Annotated in this window: 15 protein-coding genes; 8 read left to right on the plus strand and 7 right to left on the minus strand. The window is 58.1% G+C overall.

From position 1 onward, the window contains the following. A partial coding sequence (locus tag BLT65_RS02520; RefSeq protein ID WP_244186400.1) for a porin occupies nucleotides 1-899 on the minus strand: 899 nt, incomplete at its 3' end. 962 nt (nucleotides 900-1,861) lie between these two features. Here BLT65_RS02520 and BLT65_RS02525 point away from each other — a divergent pair. Both BLT65_RS02525 and BLT65_RS02535 read left to right on the plus strand, forming a co-directional pair. Then, nucleotides 1,862-3,946: a tetratricopeptide repeat protein gene (locus tag BLT65_RS02525; protein WP_091774498.1), complete on the plus strand. Its 2,085-nt coding sequence runs from the start codon at nucleotides 1,862-1,864 to the stop codon at nucleotides 3,944-3,946. A gap of 855 nt (nucleotides 3,947-4,801) precedes the next feature. Beyond that, nucleotides 4,802-5,389, plus strand: coding sequence for a recombinase family protein (locus tag BLT65_RS02535; RefSeq protein ID WP_091774500.1), 588 nt, complete (start codon nucleotides 4,802-4,804; stop codon nucleotides 5,387-5,389). A gap of 139 nt (nucleotides 5,390-5,528) precedes the next feature. On the opposite strand, the gene BLT65_RS02540 is transcribed toward BLT65_RS02535, so the two are convergent. The 4 genes from BLT65_RS02540 to BLT65_RS02555 form a co-directional block, all read right to left on the minus strand. Beyond that, nucleotides 5,529-6,605: a RelA/SpoT domain-containing protein gene (locus BLT65_RS02540; RefSeq protein ID WP_091774502.1), complete on the minus strand. Its 1,077-nt coding sequence runs from the start codon at nucleotides 6,603-6,605 to the stop codon at nucleotides 5,529-5,531. Nucleotides 6,606-6,720: 115 nt separating this feature from the next. Next, the gene (locus tag BLT65_RS02545; protein ID WP_091774504.1) at nucleotides 6,721-7,944 is read right to left on the minus strand and encodes a Shedu immune nuclease family protein; all 1,224 of its coding nucleotides are present in this window, start codon (nucleotides 7,942-7,944) and stop codon (nucleotides 6,721-6,723) included. 87 nt (nucleotides 7,945-8,031) lie between these two features. Then, complete coding sequence (locus BLT65_RS02550; RefSeq protein WP_143036471.1) at nucleotides 8,032-9,168, minus strand: nucleotidyltransferase family protein; 1,137 nt, start codon at nucleotides 9,166-9,168, stop codon at nucleotides 8,032-8,034. An 8-nt stretch (nucleotides 9,169-9,176) separates the two neighbouring features. Then, nucleotides 9,177-9,812: a Cap15 family cyclic dinucleotide receptor domain-containing protein gene (locus BLT65_RS02555; RefSeq protein ID WP_091774508.1), complete on the minus strand. Its 636-nt coding sequence runs from the start codon at nucleotides 9,810-9,812 to the stop codon at nucleotides 9,177-9,179. Between the two features lie 311 nt (nucleotides 9,813-10,123). Here BLT65_RS02555 and BLT65_RS02565 point away from each other — a divergent pair, with 311 nt between their 5' ends. Further along, nucleotides 10,124-10,549 carry a GIY-YIG nuclease family protein gene (locus BLT65_RS02565; RefSeq protein WP_091774511.1) on the plus strand — a complete coding sequence of 142 codons (426 nt, stop codon included), beginning with the start codon at nucleotides 10,124-10,126 and terminating at the stop codon, nucleotides 10,547-10,549. A 63-nt stretch (nucleotides 10,550-10,612) separates the two neighbouring features. On the opposite strand, the gene BLT65_RS02570 is transcribed toward BLT65_RS02565, so the two are convergent. Further along, entirely contained in the window at nucleotides 10,613-11,848 is a 1,236-nt protein-coding gene (locus BLT65_RS02570) for a tyrosine-type recombinase/integrase (protein WP_091774513.1), read from the minus strand. A 403-nt stretch (nucleotides 11,849-12,251) separates the two neighbouring features. Between BLT65_RS02570 and BLT65_RS02575 the strand changes: the two genes are divergently transcribed. Then, nucleotides 12,252-12,710, plus strand: a complete 459-nt coding sequence (locus BLT65_RS02575; RefSeq protein WP_091774515.1) for a SixA phosphatase family protein — start codon at nucleotides 12,252-12,254, stop codon at nucleotides 12,708-12,710. A gap of 165 nt (nucleotides 12,711-12,875) precedes the next feature. Then, a complete protein-coding gene (locus BLT65_RS02580; RefSeq protein ID WP_007744007.1) occupies nucleotides 12,876-13,691 on the plus strand; it encodes a GNAT family N-acetyltransferase in 816 nt (271 codons plus the stop codon). An 854-nt stretch (nucleotides 13,692-14,545) separates the two neighbouring features. On the opposite strand, the gene ppx is transcribed toward BLT65_RS02580, so the two are convergent. Further along, nucleotides 14,546-16,135, minus strand: a complete 1,590-nt coding sequence (gene ppx / locus BLT65_RS02585; RefSeq protein ID WP_425273097.1) for an exopolyphosphatase — start codon at nucleotides 16,133-16,135, stop codon at nucleotides 14,546-14,548. 198 nt (nucleotides 16,136-16,333) lie between these two features. On the opposite strand from ppx, the gene ppk1 reads away from it, so the two are divergent. From ppk1 to BLT65_RS47585, 3 genes are all read left to right on the plus strand, one after another. After that, a complete protein-coding gene (gene ppk1 / locus BLT65_RS02590) occupies nucleotides 16,334-18,397 on the plus strand; it encodes a polyphosphate kinase 1 (RefSeq protein ID WP_042306977.1) in 2,064 nt (687 codons plus the stop codon). A 356-nt stretch (nucleotides 18,398-18,753) separates the two neighbouring features. Continuing rightward, nucleotides 18,754-21,813 carry an ESPR-type extended signal peptide-containing protein gene (locus BLT65_RS02595; RefSeq protein WP_091774519.1) on the plus strand — a complete coding sequence of 1,020 codons (3,060 nt, stop codon included), beginning with the start codon at nucleotides 18,754-18,756 and terminating at the stop codon, nucleotides 21,811-21,813. Nucleotides 21,814-21,878: 65 nt separating this feature from the next. After that, on the plus strand, nucleotides 21,879-22,067 hold a 189-nt coding region (locus tag BLT65_RS47585), incomplete at its 3' end, for a hypothetical protein (RefSeq protein WP_208545722.1).

Consider the following 22,067-nt stretch of genomic DNA (forward strand, 5'->3'; position numbering starts at 1 on the left):
GCGCCAGCAACCTGGTACTTCTGCTGCGACGCGAAGCCCGAGAATGCGTCCGGCTTGTACTGCGCGAAGCTGTAACGCAGGTTGAACGTGAACGGACCCGTGACATACTGGCCAGCCACCGACGTGATGTCGATCTGCTTGGCCGACTGGTACGCGCCGTTGATGTTCGAGCCATCAAACGTACCGCCCGACGTCACGCCCGCGTTCCACGTGCCACCCTGGTTGACACCCGGGACGACGCCGCGGCTTGCCAGCGTGTTCCCGTTTTCCATGCGGAAGTAGCCAGCTGCAACGCTGAACGGACCGCCGCTCCACGTTGCTGCGCCTGCCCACGATTGGCCTGCACCCGTTGCGCCAGCGACGCCGCCGAGAGCGTACATGCCTTCGAACTGGAAGCCGCTCCACACCGGCGAAACGTACTTGATAGCGTTGCTCGTACGCGAGCTGTTGTCGTTGTTGTCAACGTCGCCCGGCGTCGTGAACGTGCTGCCGAAGTAGTTGTCAGCCGTCAGCGGCTGAACCAAGTCGACGAGCGGGTCGTACTGGCGACCCATCGTCACCGTACCGTACGCATCGTGCGTCACGCCGACATATGCCTGACGGCCGAACAGGCGGCCGCCCTGGCTCATCTTGCCGTTGTTCACATCGAAGCCGCTTTCCAGCTGGAAAATCGCCTTCAGGCCACCGCCCAGGTCTTCCGTGCCCTTCAAGCCCCAGCGGTCACCTTGAATGTTGCCCGCAAACGTCTGGATCAGGTGGTCGTTCGCCAAATTCGCGTTATGCACGTACTGGATCGATTCATCGATCAAGCCATACAGGGTCACGCTGCTTTGTGCATGTGCTGCGCCTGCTGCGCCGAGCAGTGCCAGCGAGAGGGTCGACAGTGCGATTCGTTTCATCCATTTCTCCACGCAGAATGATTGCTTTGTTGTTGCTGCGAACGGGAGCGTAACTCGACAGCCATGGATTTCCGAAGCGAAACAAAATATTGTGTCGCGAAATTCCGACACTTCGCGCGGCACATTTGATCGAAAAAGCACTGTCTTTAAGCAAATTCCATGCCTTGTATCAGTTGGCGTCCGCCCACATCAATGCGATGCTCGTGCCCGGCCGCTCGGCCAGGTCGGCGCACGTGCCGGCCGCGCTCCAACATTCTTTCAGTAAAAGCTTCAGGAGCGGCAGGGCTGCCTGTTGCGTCGCGTCGCGTGTCCACCGGTCAGCTACAGGAGGACAGGAGGAACAGGGGCGGAAGGCGAGCGGTGCGACGCGTAGGTCGGCACTTGCCGGCGCGCGGACGGAATGGCGGCGTCGTGACGGTCTCATGCGGATCCGCGAACCGACGTCCGCAAATCTTCTTCGGGCGGCCGAATTTGGCCGCTGCCGAAGGTCGCAGTACGAGCTACTCACCCCCGGCGACCCCGGCCCGAACTTCCGGACCCGACCCGGAGCCGTCGTTCTGACTCTGTGCGCCGCAATGACAGCTTCCGGGGTGCAATGGACACTCTCCCCGCCGAGTTGATCGGCAAGTTGTCGGCCATAGCTGCGGTTGGCCGATATCGCGCCAACCGCATCTTATGGTCAGCTTCGCCGACTTCGAGTGCTCGACCGGTTGGAACGACTCTTTGCTTCAGTTGGAAGGGAAACAGGCGACCTCACCCTCTCTCGGTAACGGTGCTTCGCATGGCGGCATCACTCGTCGCCAATCGTAAAAGAGGAGGAGCCGTAAAACACCTGTGCTTTCCTATGCTCGGTGTGCCTCGCGGTATCTCCTCCTGAGGCCCTGTCGTTAAAGGACGGCATGTTGTCGATAGTGCTCCGAGCGCCCGACATAGACTGGCATTAGAACTGGCGGAGACTTGTCATGAAGAAAGATCCCCGAAAATCCGAGAAGGCGAGTAGTCGGCGTGTTGACGGGGAGGAGGCGCAAGCTCGAACGAACCGCCTTCTTAGCTTCCTCAAACGTCCGGCCGTCTGGATTTGCGGAGTCATAGGCACGGGCGTAGCAGGATACGCTGGCGGAATCCTTACTGGAACACTTCAACCATTTACCGACTATGCATCGTCTAGGCTCGCGGAGGTGTCTTGCGAACTGACGACAGAGCCGGTTCCTGCGGCCTCGGAAAACATCCTTGTAATCGTATCTCCGCTTTCCGGCGATTCTGGTAACCATCAAACCGATCTCGTCGTCACGGCATTTGGAGGACAAGTCTTCAATGCGGCCAGAATATGTGAACGACTAAACTTCGATCCTGCAAAAGGCAATTTCACGTCAGAAATAGATGTAAAGCGGGAAGGCGCGGCCCTCTTGAAGAAGCACAATGCCGATCTGTTAATCTTTGGTGATGTGGTAATCCCCAACAAATCCTTACGGCTTTGGTTGGTCAATCGAGACGGAGGTTGCGATCAACACCCGACGAAAGTTGTTCTAGAAGACGCTGCCGATATCGGCCCAAAGCTCCGTAACCAGTTGATTAGTTCCTCGATCGCTGAAATGGTTGCCGCCTGCAATGCAGATCCGCACGCTGATTTGGAAAATCTTAAACTTCGGGTCAGGAAAGTCCGTAACTTCCTTAACCAATTCCGCGCGTCCCTTTCAGCCGATGAGGTTCAACGTATCGAGGTATCTTACTCGGATGCCCTATTTGTTTTATATCGCAACGATCAAGGCGACGAGTGGTTCGATGAGGCATCAAAGTTTAATCTGAGCCAAGCCAATGTGCGGTATCCCAACGATCCGCGTCAGCGATCCGAATGGTTGTACTCTCAAGGCGCCCTGCTGCGACTCCGTTGGTGGAAGGCCCGAAACGTCGATGATTTACGTGGGGCTATAAGTTTCCTTGATGGCGCGATTAAATCGTTTCCATACGACGCATACTATACCGAAAGAGGTCTTAGCTTCGAAGAGTTAGGAGACACTGATAGAGCTATGTCTGATTATGGCCACGCCATTCAGGAGTGGCCTAACAGTGATGAGGCACATTTTCGACGTGGGGTGCTCTACTTGAGGTTGGGCGACATTCGAAAGTCACTCGCCGATTTCGATGACGTTATCCGGATCGATCCTACCAATGTGTTGGCGTATGTGAACCGCTGTATGGGTCACCTACAGCAGGGCGAGGTTACAAAAGCACATGACGATTGTGATCAGGCGATTAAGCGCGGAAACGCTTTGCCTGGTCCTCACAGATCACGCGGAGACGTATGGCAGGCAGAGGGTAACTGCGATCGGGCGATACAAGATTTTACGGAGGCAATCAAACTGGACCCTAAGTACGCGCTTGCGTACGCAGACCGAGGTGACTGTTGGGTACAAAAAAGCAATTTTGAGCAGGCTCTTGCGGATTACGACGAAGCAATCCGAATAAACATAGTGCAGGGAGGGGATGTCTATGTCCGTCGCGGGAAACTCTTGCTCATCAGAGGTGACTATCAACGAGCAACTGAGGATTTCGACAAGGCAATATCGCTCGATTCGAAAGACGATAACAACGGCTACTTCCTTCGTGGCGTTTCGAGATTTGTAAAGGGCGATTACGCCGCCGCCGCTAAAGACTTCGAGCTAAGCCGGAAGTACAGCCCTGAATATGCCTATTCCGCGATATGGCTATATCTTTCCGATGCTCGCCTCAGGGGAGCAGGTCCGGCAAAAGATGTTTTGCTGAATTACCGCTCCCCATCAACGCCCGGAAGATGGCCGGAACCCGTGATCACGTTTCTCTTGAACAAATCGAGCGTCGCCGAAACGCTAAAGGCAACGCAGGGGGGCGACGATAATAAGCATCGCGGAGAATTGTGCGAAGCACATTTCTATATTGGTGAACGTTACCTGTTAGATCGTCAACTGAACGACGCGCGGGCCATGATGACTTTATCCAAGCAAGAATGTCCCGTAGGGGTTATGGAGTATGACGGCGCAATCGCGACCTTGGAACGGGAATTGAGATAGCTACCGCCAGCGCAATGGCTGTCGATGCTTCGAACACACCGGTCGTGAAAGCGAAAAGTCGAGACTGTTGCCGTAATTCCATTCATTTAAGGACTCGTTTAAGCAATCATGATCTGGACTTGACGGCCCGAGGCCAACTACGCCCAGGCTTCTTTTCGTGGGGTAGTTGTTTTAGCCTCTCACGCAATCGCTTGAGCAGCGCAGTCCGTTTGCCGCACGAGCGCCTCACAACCGCCCATGTCATTTCGTGCTGAATGGTGTGGAACGCGCGGACTCTCATCCGTAACGATTGACGGCGATCACGTTTATCGGCTCACCGCTGCGCGGATGAAACGGTTATGGTACGGTCACTTTATCGGTGTGACCATAGGCTAGTGTGTTGCTGGTTCACCGATTGCTGCAGTCCTCCTGACGGAGGCAAAACGGCCATTCGAACTTGTCGCTGGTAAGACGTCAGCAAAGCTGGCCATAGCCTCCATTGACTGACACTCACGCCAGCGGCCGCTATGGCCGGCGGCGCGACGTACATCATCGGTGGTCGAAGGGCCGTTGACCAAGCGAAGCAGTCGCACGAATGTCCAAACGGTGGTCGGGCCGAGTGACTCTTCCTGGCCGCAACGCGTCCTTGGCATATGTCGGCGTTTAACCCCGCGTCTGATGCGACTCCGGCGACGCTCCGGCCAGTCGCTCAAACCGATGACCATCGCAGTCGCATCTCGCTCTCTCAGCTGGGCTCAAATGGGTACACCGTAACGGGCCATGCGCCGGGTCGTTTGAGCATGGATCAACAGGGTCAACCGCTGATTTGATCCATGCTACAATTGATCCATTAACTCAAATGATCCACCCAAAACCATGCGCAAACTCTATTACGGGCGGATTTCCACCACGGACGGCCAGTCCTCCGCGAGCCAGTACGAAGACGCCCGCGCCCACGGCGTTCAGGACAAGGACGTATTTATTGACGAGGGCGTGAGCGGCTATCACGTCGCTCCGGACGCGCGGGAACAGTGGCGCAAAGCCGAACACGATCTGCGGCACGGCGGCACGCTCATCGTGCGCTGGCTCGACCGGATCAGCCGCCGCTATGACGAGCTGCACGCGACCATGCGCCGGTTGATGGAACTGGGTGTGCGTGTCGAATGCACGCTTAATGGGATGGTGTTCGACGGAAAGGCCAAAGACCCTATCGCGAAAGCGACGCGCGACGCAATTCTGGCGTTCATGGCGGCGCAGGGCGAAGCCGACTATCTGAACCGCGCGGAGATGCAGCGTCGCGGAGTTGCGATTGCCAAAGCAGAGGGGAAATACAAGGGCCGCGCGCGCTCACACGACTACGCGGCTATCAAAGCATGGCGCGAAGAGCACGGCGCTAGCATCCGCGTAACCGCCGAGAAGTTTTGCGTCGGAACGGCGACCGTAAAGCGAGCGTGTGCTGACTGAGCTACCTCATAGGCGCTGGTCAATCTCGAAAGCTATTGGGACCAGTCGCCATCAACTACGACTTCATATCCTGATAGCGCCCGAGACATCATAAACATGGCGCGCAATCAGGATGCGAAGGCGCCATGAACGGCTCACTCTATCTCAATTTTCCAATTTTCTGCTTGGCCGCCGAAATTTTGATCAAGCGTTCGATACGCCTTATCGCATTCAAAAACTGCTTCGTATCAAGAAAATAATTCGGGTAAGCCCGACGCAACGATTCAATTGAATCGGTTGCTACCAGAACTACCTGCTGATCATCAGCCTGTTGAGCCCGTAGTTCCGCAGCTGCATATGCTGCATTTGCCTCATCAAGCCGCCGCTTACCGAATGAAGCGACCGCAACCGTCCGCTCTTTTGCATCGAGAATAATGAGGTGATAGCTCCCGCCAGCACGATCCGAAGTAATCGAATTCGCCGCGACCGCAAATGCGTCAAGCTTGTTTCTCACATCGAGCCTGTCCGCTTGGGCAATACATTCTTTCCATATCTCTTCAGCAGATTGGTGCGCAAATTCCTCAGCAACCGGACACCGCTCAATGATTGCGAATGCCGCACCTGCTATCTTGAAAAATTCGAGCCACTCTTCGGGCCCCTCGCTTGCCTTCAGCGCGTGGTTTAAAAAAGAACCAATCGTTTCCACCGCGGTTGCCCACGCATGTTGCAAACGCGTCCGAATCTGTAGCTCCAAGGTCAAACCGTTGAACGACTCAGCGGACGGATTTTTGTAGCGATAAATCAAATGCAGGCTTCGGTATCCTGATGCCTTCGGCCGTGCAATGTAATCGTCGATACTGATAAGCTCGTGGGTAAGGTTTCCGTTTGTGTAAAGTGCCTGAAGCTTGCGAACCTGCACAGGAGTATCGACAACGGTCCGGAGCCCACCGATGTCCTGCATCCGCGCCAGTTGCATGCCGGGGTTTTTAACAAGCTTCTTTTCAATGGATGGAACGCGCTTCAGTCGTTGCGCTACGAGAGCATCGTTGCAGATTTTCTTCAGGCGAGCACGCAACGTAGCCTGAAACGTGTTGATCGGATACGCGTGGCACGCGCGCCAATGATTGATGAGTGCAAGAGCATCTTGAATCTGAACCTCTGTCGACTTTTCATCGATCAAAATCTGTCCGGCGCGGGTAACGCCCTTTCGGCTGAAATTCGGTATAGGAAAAGTCATCGGATCAAATATCTCTATGACAAGACTTTACGGGTTCAAAGCCAGATGGGACTCAGGCCGATGAATGTCGTCACCACTACGATCCCAAACCAACTGTTGATCGTAGGCGGAATCGTCATGCGTCCCGGTGCTTGTGCTCTCCTGCCTCGACTATGAATCGGGCTCGCTCGAAGAGTTCGTCAAACGTAATGATTTCGGGAGCCGAGACGCTTCTGCGGAACAGTTCAAATGACGAGTACTTTTCTTCGTTGATCCCATGTGCTGCCCGGAACTCTGCGAGAGAACCGATGACGAGAAACGAACGGGGTTGGTAAAAGAATAATGTCTCCCCTGTAGGCGCGCCATCTTCACCTTTTACGTCGAGCCGCGATCGGATGCTGGCGAGCGAAACTTGGACAGAACGTTGTACTTGCGCGATTGCTCCAGCTAGCTCATCAGAAATTTGCCAGCATTCTTTTCGATACGGGCTGGCAACCTGCTTAAGGAGTGGCGTCGCGTGGGTTTTGATTTCGCCAAACGATACAGCGCTGATCAGACCTTGTGTTTTCAGAAGCGCATCGACGCGCTTTCCGGCGCCAGCGACATCGTGCCCTCTAACCACCTGCTCAAGCTTTCTGTCATCAAGTGTCGAGTTGAAGACGTAGTTGAGACCGTATCCAAAAATCCACGTATTCTTTTCGAAGTACTTTTGCCAGACCGCCTCCGGACCGCCGCCCTTGCCCATCTCCAGCCTTCGTTGCTCAAAGTGCTTCTCGTCGCCCAATAAGCGCTCGAACTCGTAAAGCTGCTCCTTTCTAAGACTGAGTTCCGCGACTTCACGCGCCGTCACTCGACTCCGGACCAGTTCATCGAGCAGATCAGGCTGCTGGTTCAGAAGTTCGAGAGCTTGTTCGCGACTCAACACGAGGCTTTCCACGAACTTGTCGTCTAGCTTGCTACTCTGCTCGTCTTTCAGTGGCAGAAATTGAATGTTTCTGAGAAAGTTGTATAGGATCGAAATTTCGTCGTTAATGAAGGTGAAGTAGGTGCTGTGCGGACTACCGCTCTCCACGGTGTACCGTTGAATCGTCAACGTCGCCACGCCGCGAGTATCTTCGTAGAACTTCGCCTTGATCTCCTGTCGCGCGCCTTCAGTGATTCGAAGGGATACCTGTTTTCCGTCGCGAAAAAACTGGTGTGACTCAGCACAGTCGATGACTTTCGAGACGATGCGAAAAGGACGCTCAAATTCTTCAACGCTTCCGTCTTCACCTTTCCGGAATTGTTTATCAGACAGCGAGCGACTCAGATAGACGCGATCGGTGCGCTTGTTGCGAAAGTATTCGTAGTCGTCACCCATTCCAGTTCCCCGACCTCAATCCTGCCCCCGATGCACCGAGCATCCGAACCCGCCCGGCCATCGCCGAGTCTCATCAACGCGGGAGTCTCACTGTATTACGGCTTCGTTGAGAGCACCACGTGCCGCGTCCAGCGCAAGCGTCTTGTCCTGATAGAACGGCAGATACGTAATGTAGTCAGTACCGACCGCTTCGATCAATGCAGTGAGTTCGGCCCGCAAGGCTCCGACGTCGGCCTCTTTCTTCGCCTCGTTCAGTATTTTCCTCGTCCCGTCCGGCGTCTTGAGCTGACGCGCGTAGGCGGGATTCGTTTCGAGCCTGATCAGAAAGCTTTCGACACGGTTGAGCAATTGCAGCGGTAGGTACCAAGGAACCGTTAGCTCCTCCTTCGTCATATGGTAGATAAGGCTAGCCACGTCGTAGCTACTAAGCGCGAATTCCCGATCAGAGTCGCGGATCAGACATTTGAGCAATCGAATTGCGCGTTTCGCACCACCACCGCTCTCCTTGTCCCGATGGTTGATGAGGAGCATGTGCATGAAGGGCCGGTTGTACTGCGTCGCAAACTCGTCCTTGTTGAGGATGTAGACATCACGTAGCGCCTCAAGCCCTGTCGTCTGGTAGTCACTGGCGTCATGCCAGTGCGCCGGCACAACGTCCACCTTCCGCGCCAGAGAGCCACCTTCCAGAGCAATTGATTTGGCTTTGCTCACGTCCACTGTCGCGGCGGGATACGCTCCCGTAAGGATCGCTTCGCATTGCTGGCGCAACGCGAACAGTTCTGCAGTCGCAGTCGTGCCGGGAAGCGGGGTGTACGACTTCGACGGCGCGACGGGCGTATCGTGCGTCAAAAACCATTCGGCCAGAACCAGAATATCTACGTCCGACGACGCACGAATGTGAATGTCGAGGGCCAGCGATCCCTGCAACCTTGTCGTCACCGGCATAACGCTGGGGAGCTTGTCCTTGATCTGCTTAGCCACGCGGTCGCCGTCCCCCAGCGAAACCGACGTGTATTTGGCATCCACCGCTTCCATAGCGCCGAGCGCATATCGGGTTGCGTCACCGCCGCCCTTGGTTTCGTAAGCTTCACGGACATCGGCCGAGTCCGCAGCAAAGGCCGAGTCCGCCCTCGCTTCAAATTTTGCTGCAGCGGTTCCGGTTGACGCGGATGGCCGTCGCCGTTGTCGCATTTTCGCAAGGCGATCTTGATAGCTTGTGCCCATAGCGTTGGCTACGTCCTTTTTGTGATCGCTATCGATCCGTGAGTAAGCCGACCCATATTGTTGAAGTAGAACCCCTCGCCCCGGGTATTCCCCGGTGCAATTCTTATTTCGCAATATCCGCGGTGTGCATTAAGGCCCTCCTTCACATTTGCCCTCACATTCGGATCATTTCCATAGCAATACATCAGCACAATCTCGTCACCTTGCTGTTGAATGGCTGCAGCCCTGCTGGACGAACCGGACCGCTCCGTACGCAACGTGACGCCAATCTTCGTCCATTGCTGCCTGATCGAAAGGGTGCCGGCCCATCTGCGGACATCCCCGTTCTCCAAAGCTTCCGCCGGGCCAAGCGTTTGACCTGCGACGTCCCAAACGCCCGACAGATTGGGAAAAGAAAAAATGCTACTGATAGGCCACCAGCGCCAGAGCCACTTGTTGAAAACGAAATAGATGACGGAGAACGCCACGCCGGTGTCGATCGCCTTTGGCACGAAAGACCAGACGTCGGGCCAGGTTACCGCCACGAGTTTCCCCAGCCAGCCGATGGCCGCGCTGTAGATGGCCGCCAGCACGACAATCCCCGTTCCGATGAGATGGAAGATTTTTCCCCGGTCCTGGTCGAGCAGCGTGTATTCGTGATCCATTCGTCTGATTATTGTCAGGTAGGTAATGCCGCTCAAGCGGTTGTCGCGTAAATAGTACCTCTACGGCCCTTTAAAGAACATCAGGGGAATTCGACTGTCGCCGTGAGTCATTTGGTTCGCACCCTTCCGAGGTGTGGCCCGGGCCTGTAGCGCGTACGCCGGCTGGCCGAAGTCGAAATTTATCGTACAGATCGAAGCGGTCATTATCTGACCCAATCCGTGGGAAAAAAATGCTTGAAACAAATGATTTCGACCCTAATTAGGTACTGCTGTTCGGAAAAAATGACCTAACCATACCTTAAGGGGATCAAATGGCAGCGCAATCGTATGACGTAGAGTTTCACGGTTACTACCGCGAGCCCAACAAAGAGGGCCTTCCCGCGAAGTCGGGGATTTACTGCGTCTATCGCGCCGTGCATAACGTCGACCGGAAGACGGTGACGCTCAACCAACTCATCTATATTGGCGAATCTGAAGATGTTCGTGCCCGTGTAGCCGACCACGATCGACTTGATGATTGGTCGGAACTCCTGAAGCAGGGCGAAGTGCTTTGTTACTCCTATGCCCTCGTGCCTTCCCCGTACCGTGTGCGTGTCGAAGCGGCACTGATCTTTAAACACAAGCCCCCGCTCAATACGGAGTACTCGGGTGCATTCCCGTTCGACGACACGACGATTTCTATCACAGGCGATACAGCAGCGAAGCTGATCACGCACTTCGTCGTCCAGCGCACGTAAATGGTGCGGAGCCCCGTAGGCGACTTCGAGCTCGTCTACGGGAACTTCGTCGACCAACAGCATCTATTCTTTTGCTTCCTCAGATTCGGAACCCTCGGTTGTCGCCCGACCAGCAGCCTGCAACATGGCCGTGGCGGCCGTCTCCATCGAGTTACGAACTGGCTCCATCCAGAGACGCGCATAGATAGCTGTCGTCTGCGTCGACTTGTGGTTCAGCGACCGGCCGATCACCGACAGGTTCGCACCGGTTCCGGCCTGCCACGACCCCATCGTGCGGCGCAGATCGTGCAATCGCAAATCGGCGATACCAGCCTTGCCGAGAATGATCTTCCACGCTTTCTTCGGCGAAACGAGGTGGCCCGTCTTACCGGAGCCCGGGAACACGAATGGAATATCGTCACTCGCAGCGGCCTTCCGCGCTTGCAGGATTGCGACCGCATCAGGAACAAGCGGAACAGACTGTGGCGTACCATTCTTTGTCGTACGAATACGCCATTCGGCACGATCCAGGTGCACGTCATCCCAAATCATCGTAAGAACGTTGCTTCGACGCGCTCCGGTCAGTAGGCTGACCAGAATGTAGTCCCGAACCGTGGCGTCCGGATACGCCCACACCTGGTCGAAGAAGTTTGGCAGCTCGTCCGGTTGCAAAAAGCGGTCGCGACTTACTTCACTGTTCTTACGGATACCTTGACACGGATTGAGTTGGTTCCAAATACCCCATTCGATCGCCTTCCCGAATACACTGCTGACGAGCGCGAGCACCCGGTTTGCCATGACTTTATGCTCCTTGCTGATCTTGGTGAACAACTGAGCAATAGTGCCCTTCGTGATATCCGAGAGCTGGCGCGATGCGATATTGATGCCGTATGTGTTGCTCGACAGATACTTGTCGTACTTGTCCTTATCTTCGGCCGCCGTTTTCTTGTTCGGCAGGCTGTGATCCTTGTAGTATTTGTCGAACAGATCGCCGAATGTCATTTCGGCGCGGCGTACCCGTTTCAATTCCGCTGGATTGACGCCCGTCGCGATTTCCCCGTTCATAGCCGCGGCTCGCGTCCTCGCCTTCTCCACCGTCAGATCGGGATACCGCCCGATCTTGATCCGCTCCGGCTTGCGATTGACTTTCCGGTAGAGGACGAATGTCCTCACGCCGCTGGCCCCAATGCCGATCGCCAGCCCGCTGACCTTCGTATCGTAGTAATACTTCCAGCCCTTCTCCGGCAATGGCAACGCTTCGATTACCGCTTTCGTGAAGTTGACAGCACTCCGCCCCTGCCGTTCCTTTTGCTCACTCATCTTTGCTACCCCATTGCTACCATGTGTATGATTTTCAGTAATCGCAAAAAACTTGATGAGCGGCAATTTTACATTAAATCAATAGCTTATATTCTCAACAAAACACCAGTGATCTCCAAAAACAAACATTCCCGTGATTTGGGATCAGAGGGTCGTAGGTTCGAATCCTATCGCTCCGACCACCAACATGCCGTAAAGAAACCCGCGACACTTTTCCTGGTGTCGCGGGTTTTTGCTTTGGGTTTTTGCTTTTTGCCCCGCCGATTTCACGCGAATATCCTGCGAGCGCCGCCTACACTCCCGAAACACGCGCGCATTCATTAAAACCAGAGCAGCAGAACTCGCCCCGCGCTGTCCATACTTGTCGAAACCCACCCGCCGACAGAAAAACGGAGACATCGCCATGAACCTGATCCTCTGGCGTCACGCTGAGGCCGAAGACACCGCTTCGACCGATCTCGCCCGCCAACTGACGCCGCGCGGCCGTAAGCAGGCGCAGGCGTCCGCCAAATGGCTGCGCGCGCGTCTTCCCCACGACGCCGTGATCCTCGCCAGCCCCGCCGCGCGCACCGTGCAGACGGCCGAATCGCTGACGGACCAATACCGCGTCGTCCGCGAAATTGCGCCGGACGCGAGCGTCGAGGCCGTTCTTACGGCCGCCGGCTGGCCCGACGGCATCGCGCCGACGGTCGTGATCGTCGGCCATCAGCCGACGCTCGGCCATGTCATCGCGCGTCTGCTCGCCGATAGCGGCGCGAGCTGGTCGGTCAAGAAATCGGCGGTATGGTGGATCGAGAGCCGCTTGCGCAGCAACGGCGAACAGGCCACGTTACGCGCAGCGATCAGCCCCGATCTCATCTGATCCACGCCGCATCGCCGGGCAAGGCGAAGCAAGGATTGCAGGCGCTGCGAAAGCGTCTGGCTTACGACACGTCATCGAATCGTCACGACGTTGCCACGTGAGCGTCACCCGCCGTTACTACATTGGCGTCGAAGCGAATTTCACATTTTCGACCAGGAACGCCACATGCGAGAACTGCCGACGCCTACCCTGCCCTTCGCATCGATCCTCGAGCCGCGTCGCCGTCTGCCGCGCTCGGAAGAAACGGTAACCGCCCAGCATCGTCTGCAAGTGTCGTGGGCGCGCACCGACGAGGAGCTTCGCGAAGCGCAGCGTCTGCGTTACCGCGTCTTCGCCGAGGAAATGGGCGCGCGCCTGTCCGGCCCTGCCGGCCTCGACGTCGATGCGTTCGACGCTTATTGCGATCACCTGATTGTTCGCGATCTCGACACGCTCAAGGTGGTCGGCACGTATCGCGTGTTGCCGCCGCACCAGGCGGCGCGTATCGGCCGGCTGTATGCCGAGAGTGAGTTCGACGTGTCGCGGCTTACGCACCTGCGCTCGAAGATGGTCGAGGTGGGGCGTTCGTGTGTGCATGCCGACTATCGCAGCGGGTCGGTGATCATGTCGTTGTGGGCCGGTCTTGGCTCTTATATGCAGCACAACGGGTATGAGACCATGCTCGGCTGCGCGAGCGTTGCGATGGCTGATGGCGGCCACTACGCGGCCAACCTGTATGCGTCGCTGCAGGACGATGCGCTGACCACGCCCGAGTACCGCGCGTTTCCACATACGCCGCTGCCCGTCGATGAGCTGAAGACTGGCGCGAAGGTCGCGCCGCCGCCGCTTATTAAGGGTTATCTGCGGCTTGGCGCGAAGATTTGCGGCGCGCCGGCGTGGGATCCTGATTTCAACACCGCTGACTATTTGACGTTGTTCAGGCTCTCTGAAATCAATGCGCGGTATGCGCGGCACTTTCTTGGGGATGCGTTGCCGAGGTGAGTGATTCTTTTTTGGGTTTGCTCGGCGGGGTCGTGGTTTAGGTTTTGCCTTTGCGGCGTAGGCTGTGCCGGTTGGTGGTTTTGGCTTTGCGGCGCTGGCGTTGCCGTTTGGTGTTTCTGCCTTTGCGCTGGCATCCGCGATTCGTTAGCCTGCTTCAAGCGTCGCCCCTGTGCGGGGCGGCACCTACTTTTCTTTGCCGCCGCAAAGAAAAGTAGGCAAAAGAAAGCGGCTAACACCGCCAATCCTTGTTCCTGCCTGAGGGCCCCCACAGGGTCTTACGCTTCACACGGCAGCCTTTCTGTTCGCGTGCGTTGCCAACGCGCTGAATGAGCGCCTCACCCGCGTCGAATACCCGTACTCGGGCAATCGGCAGCGAATGGTATGTGCCGCCCAGGTGGCAAACTGTGTGTAGGTTGTCGCGTCGTATAAGTTAGCGCTCTTACAAGGTGGAGCGCATGGGCAATCGGTCTGGAGTGAGGCGTGTGGAGCACCAGTGACCGACACACAGTTTGCCACCCGGGCGGCCGCGGACTATCTGGCGCGGCATGCTGGATTGCGGTTGCGTGAAGCGGGTGAGGCGTACCGCAAGAGCGCTGGCAACGAGCATGAATGACGTAATTGCCGTGTGAAGCGTAGGAACCTTTGGGGTCCCTCAGGCAAAAACTAGAACTGGCGGTGTGAGCCGCTTTCTTTTGCCTACTTTTCTTTGCGGCGGCAAAGAAAAGTAGGTGCCGCCCCGCACAGGGGCGACGCGTGAAGCACGCTAACGAATCGCGGATGCCAGCGCAAAGCCAGAAACACTAGCGGCAACGCTCGCAAAGGCAAAAGCACCACCCGCGTCGCAGACAAAACCCTCAATCCTCCGTGTACACCACGCGATACGGCGTCCGAATCTTCTCCCACTCAGCCGCCTCCTGAATGAGGCTATAGTCCGTCAGCGGGTTATTCGAAACCCATGAATGAGGCAGCCGCACTTCATACCCACCATTCGCCTCAGCGACAGTAATCTCGGGCAACCCAGCATCCGCACGCCGCCTGCAAAACAGCGCCGCAAGCCGCAGACAGAACAGCAAATCCCACTCGATATCCCGCGTCTGCGCAAGCTTGCCGAGCTTACCGGCATGGCCCACGACGAGCGCCGCAAGCCGCGCCTGATCGGTACGCGAAAAACCCGGCATATCCGCATTGCTCGCGATATAAGCCGAATGCTTGTGATACGCACTGTGCGAAATCGACAGCCCGATCTCATGCAGCGCAGCCGCCCACCCGATGAACATGCGATTCTCCTCACGCACCTCGGCATCAGGTTCTTCGAACTGGTCATAGAACCGCACCGCGAGTTCGCCAATACGCGCCGCCTGCTCGCGATCCACGCCATAGCGCCGCATAAAGCCTTCAACCGTGACCGTACGCATGTCCTGATGCTGCGAACGCCCGAGAAGGTCATACAGCACGCCAAGCCGCAGCGCGCCATCCGTCGTATCGACGTATTCGACCCCGAGTTCGTCGAACACGGCAATCATGATCGACAGGCCGCCCGCCAGCACGGGCACACGATCCGGTTTCAACGCGACGAGCTTCAGCCGGTTGACGTTCTCCGCCTTGATCAGCGCACGCTTCAAACGCTCGAGGCCGCCGCGCGAAATACCGTGCGTGATGCCAGGATCATTGAAACCGTTCGCTTCCACCAGTTCGGCCAGCGCGCGCGCCGTGCCCGACGAACCGATGCCCTGGTCCCACCCCTCGGCCCTGTAGTCGGCCGAAATAATCTGGATTTCGCGCGATGCCGCGAGCTCGGCCTGACGCATCGTGTATTCGTCGACATTGCCCGCCGGAAAGAACTGGCGGCTATGACTCACACAGCCGATGTACAGGCTCTCCATTCGAATCGGCGTGTAGTGCGAGCCGATGATGAATTCCGTCGAGCCGCCGCCGATATCGACGACCAGCCGCTTGCCCGCGCTCGCCGGGACCGAATGCGCGGCGCCGGCATAAATAAGGCGCGCTTCTTCGCGGCCCGCGATCACTTCGATCGGGAAGCCGAGTGCCGCTTCCGCTTCGCCGAGAAATTCCTGCGCATTCTTCGCGACGCGCAGCGTGTTGGTGGCGACCGCGCGCACATGATCGGGATGAAAGTCGCGCAGGCGTTCGCCGAAGCGTTTCAGCGCATCCCAACCCCGTTCCTGCGAAGCACGGTCGAGCATTTTTTCGCGCGACAGGCCTGCGCCCAGGCGCACGGGTTCGCGCAGCGCGTCGACCTGATAGATCTGGCTGCCCGCCTCGGTTTCCTCGACGCGGCCCACGATCAGACGGAAGCTGTTCGAGCCGAGATCGACGGCGGCAAGGAGTGGCGGAGTATTGACCATCGGGTGTGAGGACCTCATGCGCGCGGGGAAAGCCCCCATGCGGGGAGCCTTCGGTGGCGCGTTGTTCAAAAGCGCCATTTTAAGCGTAGTCGTCATTACGCTGTCACCTCAGCCATTGTCGAGCGATATCGTCACACATGGGTGCGTCATATTTACGACACGACGCGGCAAAAGCGTAAAATCATGACAAAAGTCATTTCATGCAACTGTCATCATACTGTGAGAATTTCCGAGCGTCCCTTCGAGTCACCTTCCGACATTTCATTCTCACCACCGATGTCCAACCGCTATCCTCTTCTGAACCGCGAGCTGGGCATTCTGGGGTTCAACGAACGCGTGCTCGCACAGGCCGCTGACCCTGCTGTTCCTCTACTCGAACGCTTACGTTTCATCTGCATCACCAGTAGCAATCTCGACGAATTCTTCGAAGTCCGCATGGCCGGTCTTCAGGAACAGATGCGCGACAACCCCGGCGCGCTGTCGCCCGATGGCATGTCGCTGCAGCATTGCTACGATCTCGTTGTCGAACGCGCGCAAAAGCTTGTGCATCGACAGTACACGATGCTGCAGGACACCGTGCTGCCCGCGCTTGAAGACGAAGGCATTTATTTTCACGGCACAGAAGCGTGGAACGAAGCGCAGACGCAATGGGCTCGCGACTACTTCGTCAATGAACTGCTGCCCGTCCTGACGCCGATCGGTCTCGACCCCGCGCATCCGTTTCCGCGCGTGCTGAACAAGAGCCTGAACTTCGTCGTCGAGCTTGAAGGCAAGGATGCGTTCGGCCGCCAGGCCGTGATGGGCATCGTGCAGGCGCCGCGCGCGCTGCCGCGTCTGGTGCGCATGCCGCAGGACCTGTCCGGCTATCCGCATGGCTTCGTCCTGCTCAGTTCGCTGCTGCAACGGTTCGTCGGTGAGCTGTTTCCGAATCTCGCCGTGCGCAGTTGCAACCAGTTCCGCATCACGCGCAATAGCGAGCTGTTCGTCGACGAAGACGAAATCACGAACCTGCGCGTCGCGCTGCAGGGCGAACTGCCCGCGCGGCATCTCGGCAATGCGGTGCGGCTCGAGATGTCGGCGGGAACGCCCGCGCATCTGATGCGGCGCCTGCTCGACGAAAGCGGTCTGTCGCAGAAGGACTGCTACTTCGTCGATGGCCCGGTGAACCTCGTGCGGCTGATGCAGTTGCCCGAGATGGTCGACCGGCCCGATCTGAAGTTCGTCCCGCACATTCCCGCGACGCCGCCGCAGATCGCCAACAGCGCCAGCCTGTTCGACGTGATCGATCAGGGCGACGTGCTGTTGCATCATCCGTACGAGAGTTTTCAGCCGGTCCTCGAATTGCTGCTACAGGCGGCGAAGGACCCGAACGTCGTCGCGATCAAGCAGACCATTTATCGCACGGGCACTGATTCGCCTCTGATGGACGCGCTGATGCAGGCCGCGCGCAACGGCAAGGAAGTGACGGTCGTCGTCGAACTGCTCGCGCGCTTCGACGAAGAGACGAACATCAACTGGGCGTCGCAACTGGAAGCCGTCGGCGCGCATGTCGTGTACGGCGTGGTCGGCCACAAGTGCCACGCGAAGATGATGCTGATCGTGCGGCGCGTGTCGGAAGGCGGCAAATCGATCCTGAAGCGGTACGCGCACTTGGGCACGGGCAACTATCATCCGCGCACGGCACGCCTTTATACCGACTTCGGCCTGATGACGGCTGACCAGAAAATCTGCGAAGACGTGCATCACGTGTTCCAGCAATTGACGGGGATCGGCGGCGAGTTGCCGTTGCACGAGTTGTGGCAGTCGCCGTTCACGTTGCATCCGCGGCTCGTCGACGCGATTCGTGCGGAGGCCGAGCATGCGCGCGCGGGCAAGCGCGCGCGGATCGTCGCGAAGATGAATGCTCTGCTCGAACCGACCGTTATTGCGGAACTGTACGAGGCGTCGCAGGCGGGCGTGAAGATCGATCTGATCGTACGTGGCGTGTGCGCGTTGCAGCCGGGCGTCGAAGGTCTGTCGGAGAACATTACCGTGCGCTCGATCGTCGGGCGGTTTCTCGAACATCACCGCATCTTCTACTTCCATGACAACGGCCGCGAGCAGGTTTATCTGTCGAGCGCGGACTGGATGGATCGCAATTTCTTCCGCCGCGTCGAAGTCGCGTTTCCGATCAACAACCGGCGGTTGAAGCGCCGCGTGATTGCGGAAGGACTGTCGGCGTTTCTCGGCGACAATCAGGCCGCGTGGCTGATGCAGAGCGATGGGCACTATCGCCGGCGCAGGCCGGGGAAATCGTCGCGCAATGCGCAGATGAGCTTGCTGACGAAGTTCTGCTCCTAATTTCCCCCTTCTTCCGAATACAGACACCCCAGACGTCGGTGACGACGCTGGGGTGTTTTTTTGGGATTTCCCGCTGCGCTTCGTCAATAAATCAGACAAATACAGCGCATTCCGAGACAACACCCTCTTCAGATTAAGAGTTGTCTCATTAAAGCGAAGACTCATCTCAAATAAATTTAGAGACATCGAAACGAACTCGTTGCTGGTTCGCGGAACACCCCGAAAACCCACGAGTATTCGACATCCACGGCTATCGAGATAGCAGCAGGTTCCTGCACGCATGTGCGGCATCGCTTTGTTCGCAAATCTCAAAATGATAGATCGTTATCCTAAATTTATCTGCTGACGAGTTTTCCATGAACAAGACTTACCGAAATGTTTGGTGCGCAAAGACGGGTACGTTTATCGCCGCAGCCGAAACCGCCAGGGCCAAGGGCAAATCGGCCCGCAGCGGCATGCGTGCGCTGACCTGCGCAACGCTGCTGACGCTCGGCGGCGTGGCTGGTGCGGCGCACGCAGGCGCGCTGGACGGTGGCTCGACGCTCAGCGGAATCGGGGCTGATATCGCGTACGGCAGCGGCGCTTACACGACAAACGCGGCAGGTGGTAAGGCGGCTGTGGCGATCGGTCAAAACGCTTCGGCAAATAACCTCTCCGGCGCAACGCCGAACGCTGACGGAACGGTCGCCGTTGGTGACTCGGCCAGCGCGACGGACGGCGGCGTTGCCGTGGGCGGGGCGAGCTACGCAGGCACGATGTCGACGGCGGTAGGCGCCGGCGCGACGGCTGCGACGGCCAATTCCGTGGCGCTGGGCGCGAATTCGGTGGCGAACTCGACCATGCTCGGCACGGCCGGCTTTGCGCCCGTCGGCGGCACGGCGATCTCGGCAGCGACGGCGGCGGGTGAAGTGTCGATTGGCAAGGCAGGTGCAGAGCGTCGCATCACAAACGTGGCTGCGGGTCTCAATCCGACCGACGCAGTGAACGTGAGCCAGCTGATGTCGGAAGACGCGAAGGTCAACAACATCAGCAGCAACGTAAGCGACATTAGCCGCTACTTCAAGTCCAGCGGTCTGAAAGACGGCTCGGACGCCGCCACACTGACTGGCGGCGGCGTCGCCATCGGCGCGTTCAGCAAATCGACCGGGCCGGCCGATATCGCCATTGGCAAGAACGCCGTGGCGGACTCCGCCGCCGTTGCTGGCACAAACTCGGAGAATTCCGCCATGGCGATGGGCTACGGCGCCACTGCTGCAGTGAGCTCCGCGACGGCGGTTGGTCTTGGCTCAACGGTTCAAGCCGCCAGCGGTCAGGCATTCGGCCGCTTTTCGTGGGTCAAATCGGGCGCGACCGCGACGGCCCTTGGCGGCCGCGCCACCGTAGACGCGAATAATTCTGTGGCGCTGGGCGCCATGTCCTATGCGGACCGGGCCAACACCGTGTCGGTGGGGGCCGCTACATCGCACACGGACGTCACAGGGTCGGTGTTTGGCCCGCAAACCCGCCAGATCGTGAACATGGCGGCCGGTTCGCAAGCCAATGACGCGGTCAACGTCTCGCAGCTCACCCCGGTGGTAAATGCGCTGGGCGGCGGCGCGGCCATTGATGGCACCACGGGCGCGGTGACGGGCCCGACGTATGTAGTGAATGGAAGCACCATCAACAACGTGGGCGGCGCAATCAGTAACATCGATGCACGCACCACGCAAAACGCGAGCGACATCAGCAACATCGACGCACGCACCACGCAGAACTCGAGCGATATCACCAACCTGACCACGGCGATCAACAACGGCGAATTCGGCCTCGTCCAGCAAGACGCAACGACGCGCGACATCACGGTCGCGAAAACCACCGACGGCACGATCGTCGACTTCACCGGCACGGCTGGCGCGCGCAAGCTGACGGGCGTACTCGCTGGTAATGTGAACGCATCGAGCGTCGACGCAGTCAACGGCTCGCAACTCTTCAATTTTGCGAGTTCGACGGCTAGCGCCATCGGCGGCGGCTCGACGGTCAATAGCGACGGTTCGATCTCGAAACCGAGCTACGTGATCGGCGGTGCGACAGTCAACAGCATCGGCGGCGCGATCACCAACATCGACGCGCGCACCACGCAACTGGCGAACGATGTCACCAATCTGACGACGTCGATCAACAACGGCGGACTCGGCCTCGTCGAGCAAGACGCGACCACTCGCAACATCACAGTTGCCAAAGCAACCGACGGCGCGATCGTCGACTTCAGCGGCACGGCGGGCACGCGCAAACTGACGGGCGTGTTCGCTGGCGACGTGAGCGCATCCAGCGCGGACGCCGTCAATGGTTCGCAGCTCTATAGCCTGGCGAACTCGACGGCGAGCGCGATTGGCGGTGGCGCGACGGTCAACAGCAACGGCTCGATCTCGATGCCGAGCTTCGTGATCGGCGGCACGACGGTGAACAGCATCGGCGGTGCGATCACGAATATCGACGCCCGTACCACGCAAAACGCGTCGGACATCAGCAGTATCAACACCGCGTTGAGCAACTTCACCATCAGCGGAGCGAGCAACAAGTACTTCCACACGAACTCGATGCTGGCGGATTCGCAGGCGACGGGTAGCGATTCAGTGGCTATCGGCGGTGCTGCCGTGGCAACGGGCGTCAACTCGGTCGCCCTCGGCTCGAATTCAACTGCAGACCGCGCGAACTCGGTTTCCGTGGGCTCGGTGGGCGCTGAACGGCAGATCACGAACGTGGCAGCCGGCACGGCCGACACCGACGCCGTGAACGTCGCGCAGATGAACTCGGCGCTCGCCAACGTCACCAACATCGCGATGAATGCGGCCTCGGGCAGCCCGACGTTCGCCACGAACGGCGACGGCAGCACGGCAGCGGCAAAGGCAACCGGTCATCATGCGACGGCGATGGGCTCGAACGCGCAAGCGTCGGCTGACAACTCGGTCGCGCTGGGTGCGGATTCGGTCGCGGATCGCGAGAACACGGTCTCGGTCGGATCGAAAGGCCACGAGCGTCAGATCATAAACGTCGCCGCTGGCACGCAGGGCACGGATGCCGTCAACGTCGATCAGTTGAACGAGACGGTCGCCGGAGCGGTGGGCAATCTGCCGGCAGGCATGAGCGCCAAGGACTACACCGACCAGCGTTTCAGCTCGATGCAGAACACCGTCGACCAGGTCGCGAAAAACTCGTACGCCGGTGTGGCCGCCGCGATGGCCATGCCGAACATGACGCCTTCGCAGCCAGGCAATACGGTTGTTGCCGCAGGTGCCGGCTCGTACAAGAGCGGCGCGGCGCTGGGTGTCGGCGCGACCTATCGCTCGCGTAACAGCAAGTGGCTCGTCAATGGCGCAGTGTCGGTGACGTCGACGGGCGATGCAGGTGTTCGCGCTCAGGTTGGGTACGAGTTCTAAGCCGAATGCGTCGGATGAGCGCTGGAGGTTTTAGGCGCTGATGTTCCGGTAGTATGAAGCCCGGTTTGCTGGTGACAGTGAGCCGGGTTTTTTGTTTTTTGTCTGCGACGCCGTTCGGCTTTTTTTGGATTTTCGCTGGCATCCGCGTGTTGCCTTCGTGCTTCAAGCGTCGCCCCTGTGCGGGGCGGCACCTACTTTTCTTTGCCGCCGCAAAGAAAAGTAGGCAAAAGAAAGCGGCTAACACCGCCAACATT

Origin of the sequence: Paraburkholderia steynii, from assembly GCF_900100565.1 — a bacterium.
GTDB classification, from domain to species: Bacteria; Pseudomonadota; Gammaproteobacteria; order Burkholderiales; family Burkholderiaceae; genus Paraburkholderia; species Paraburkholderia terrae.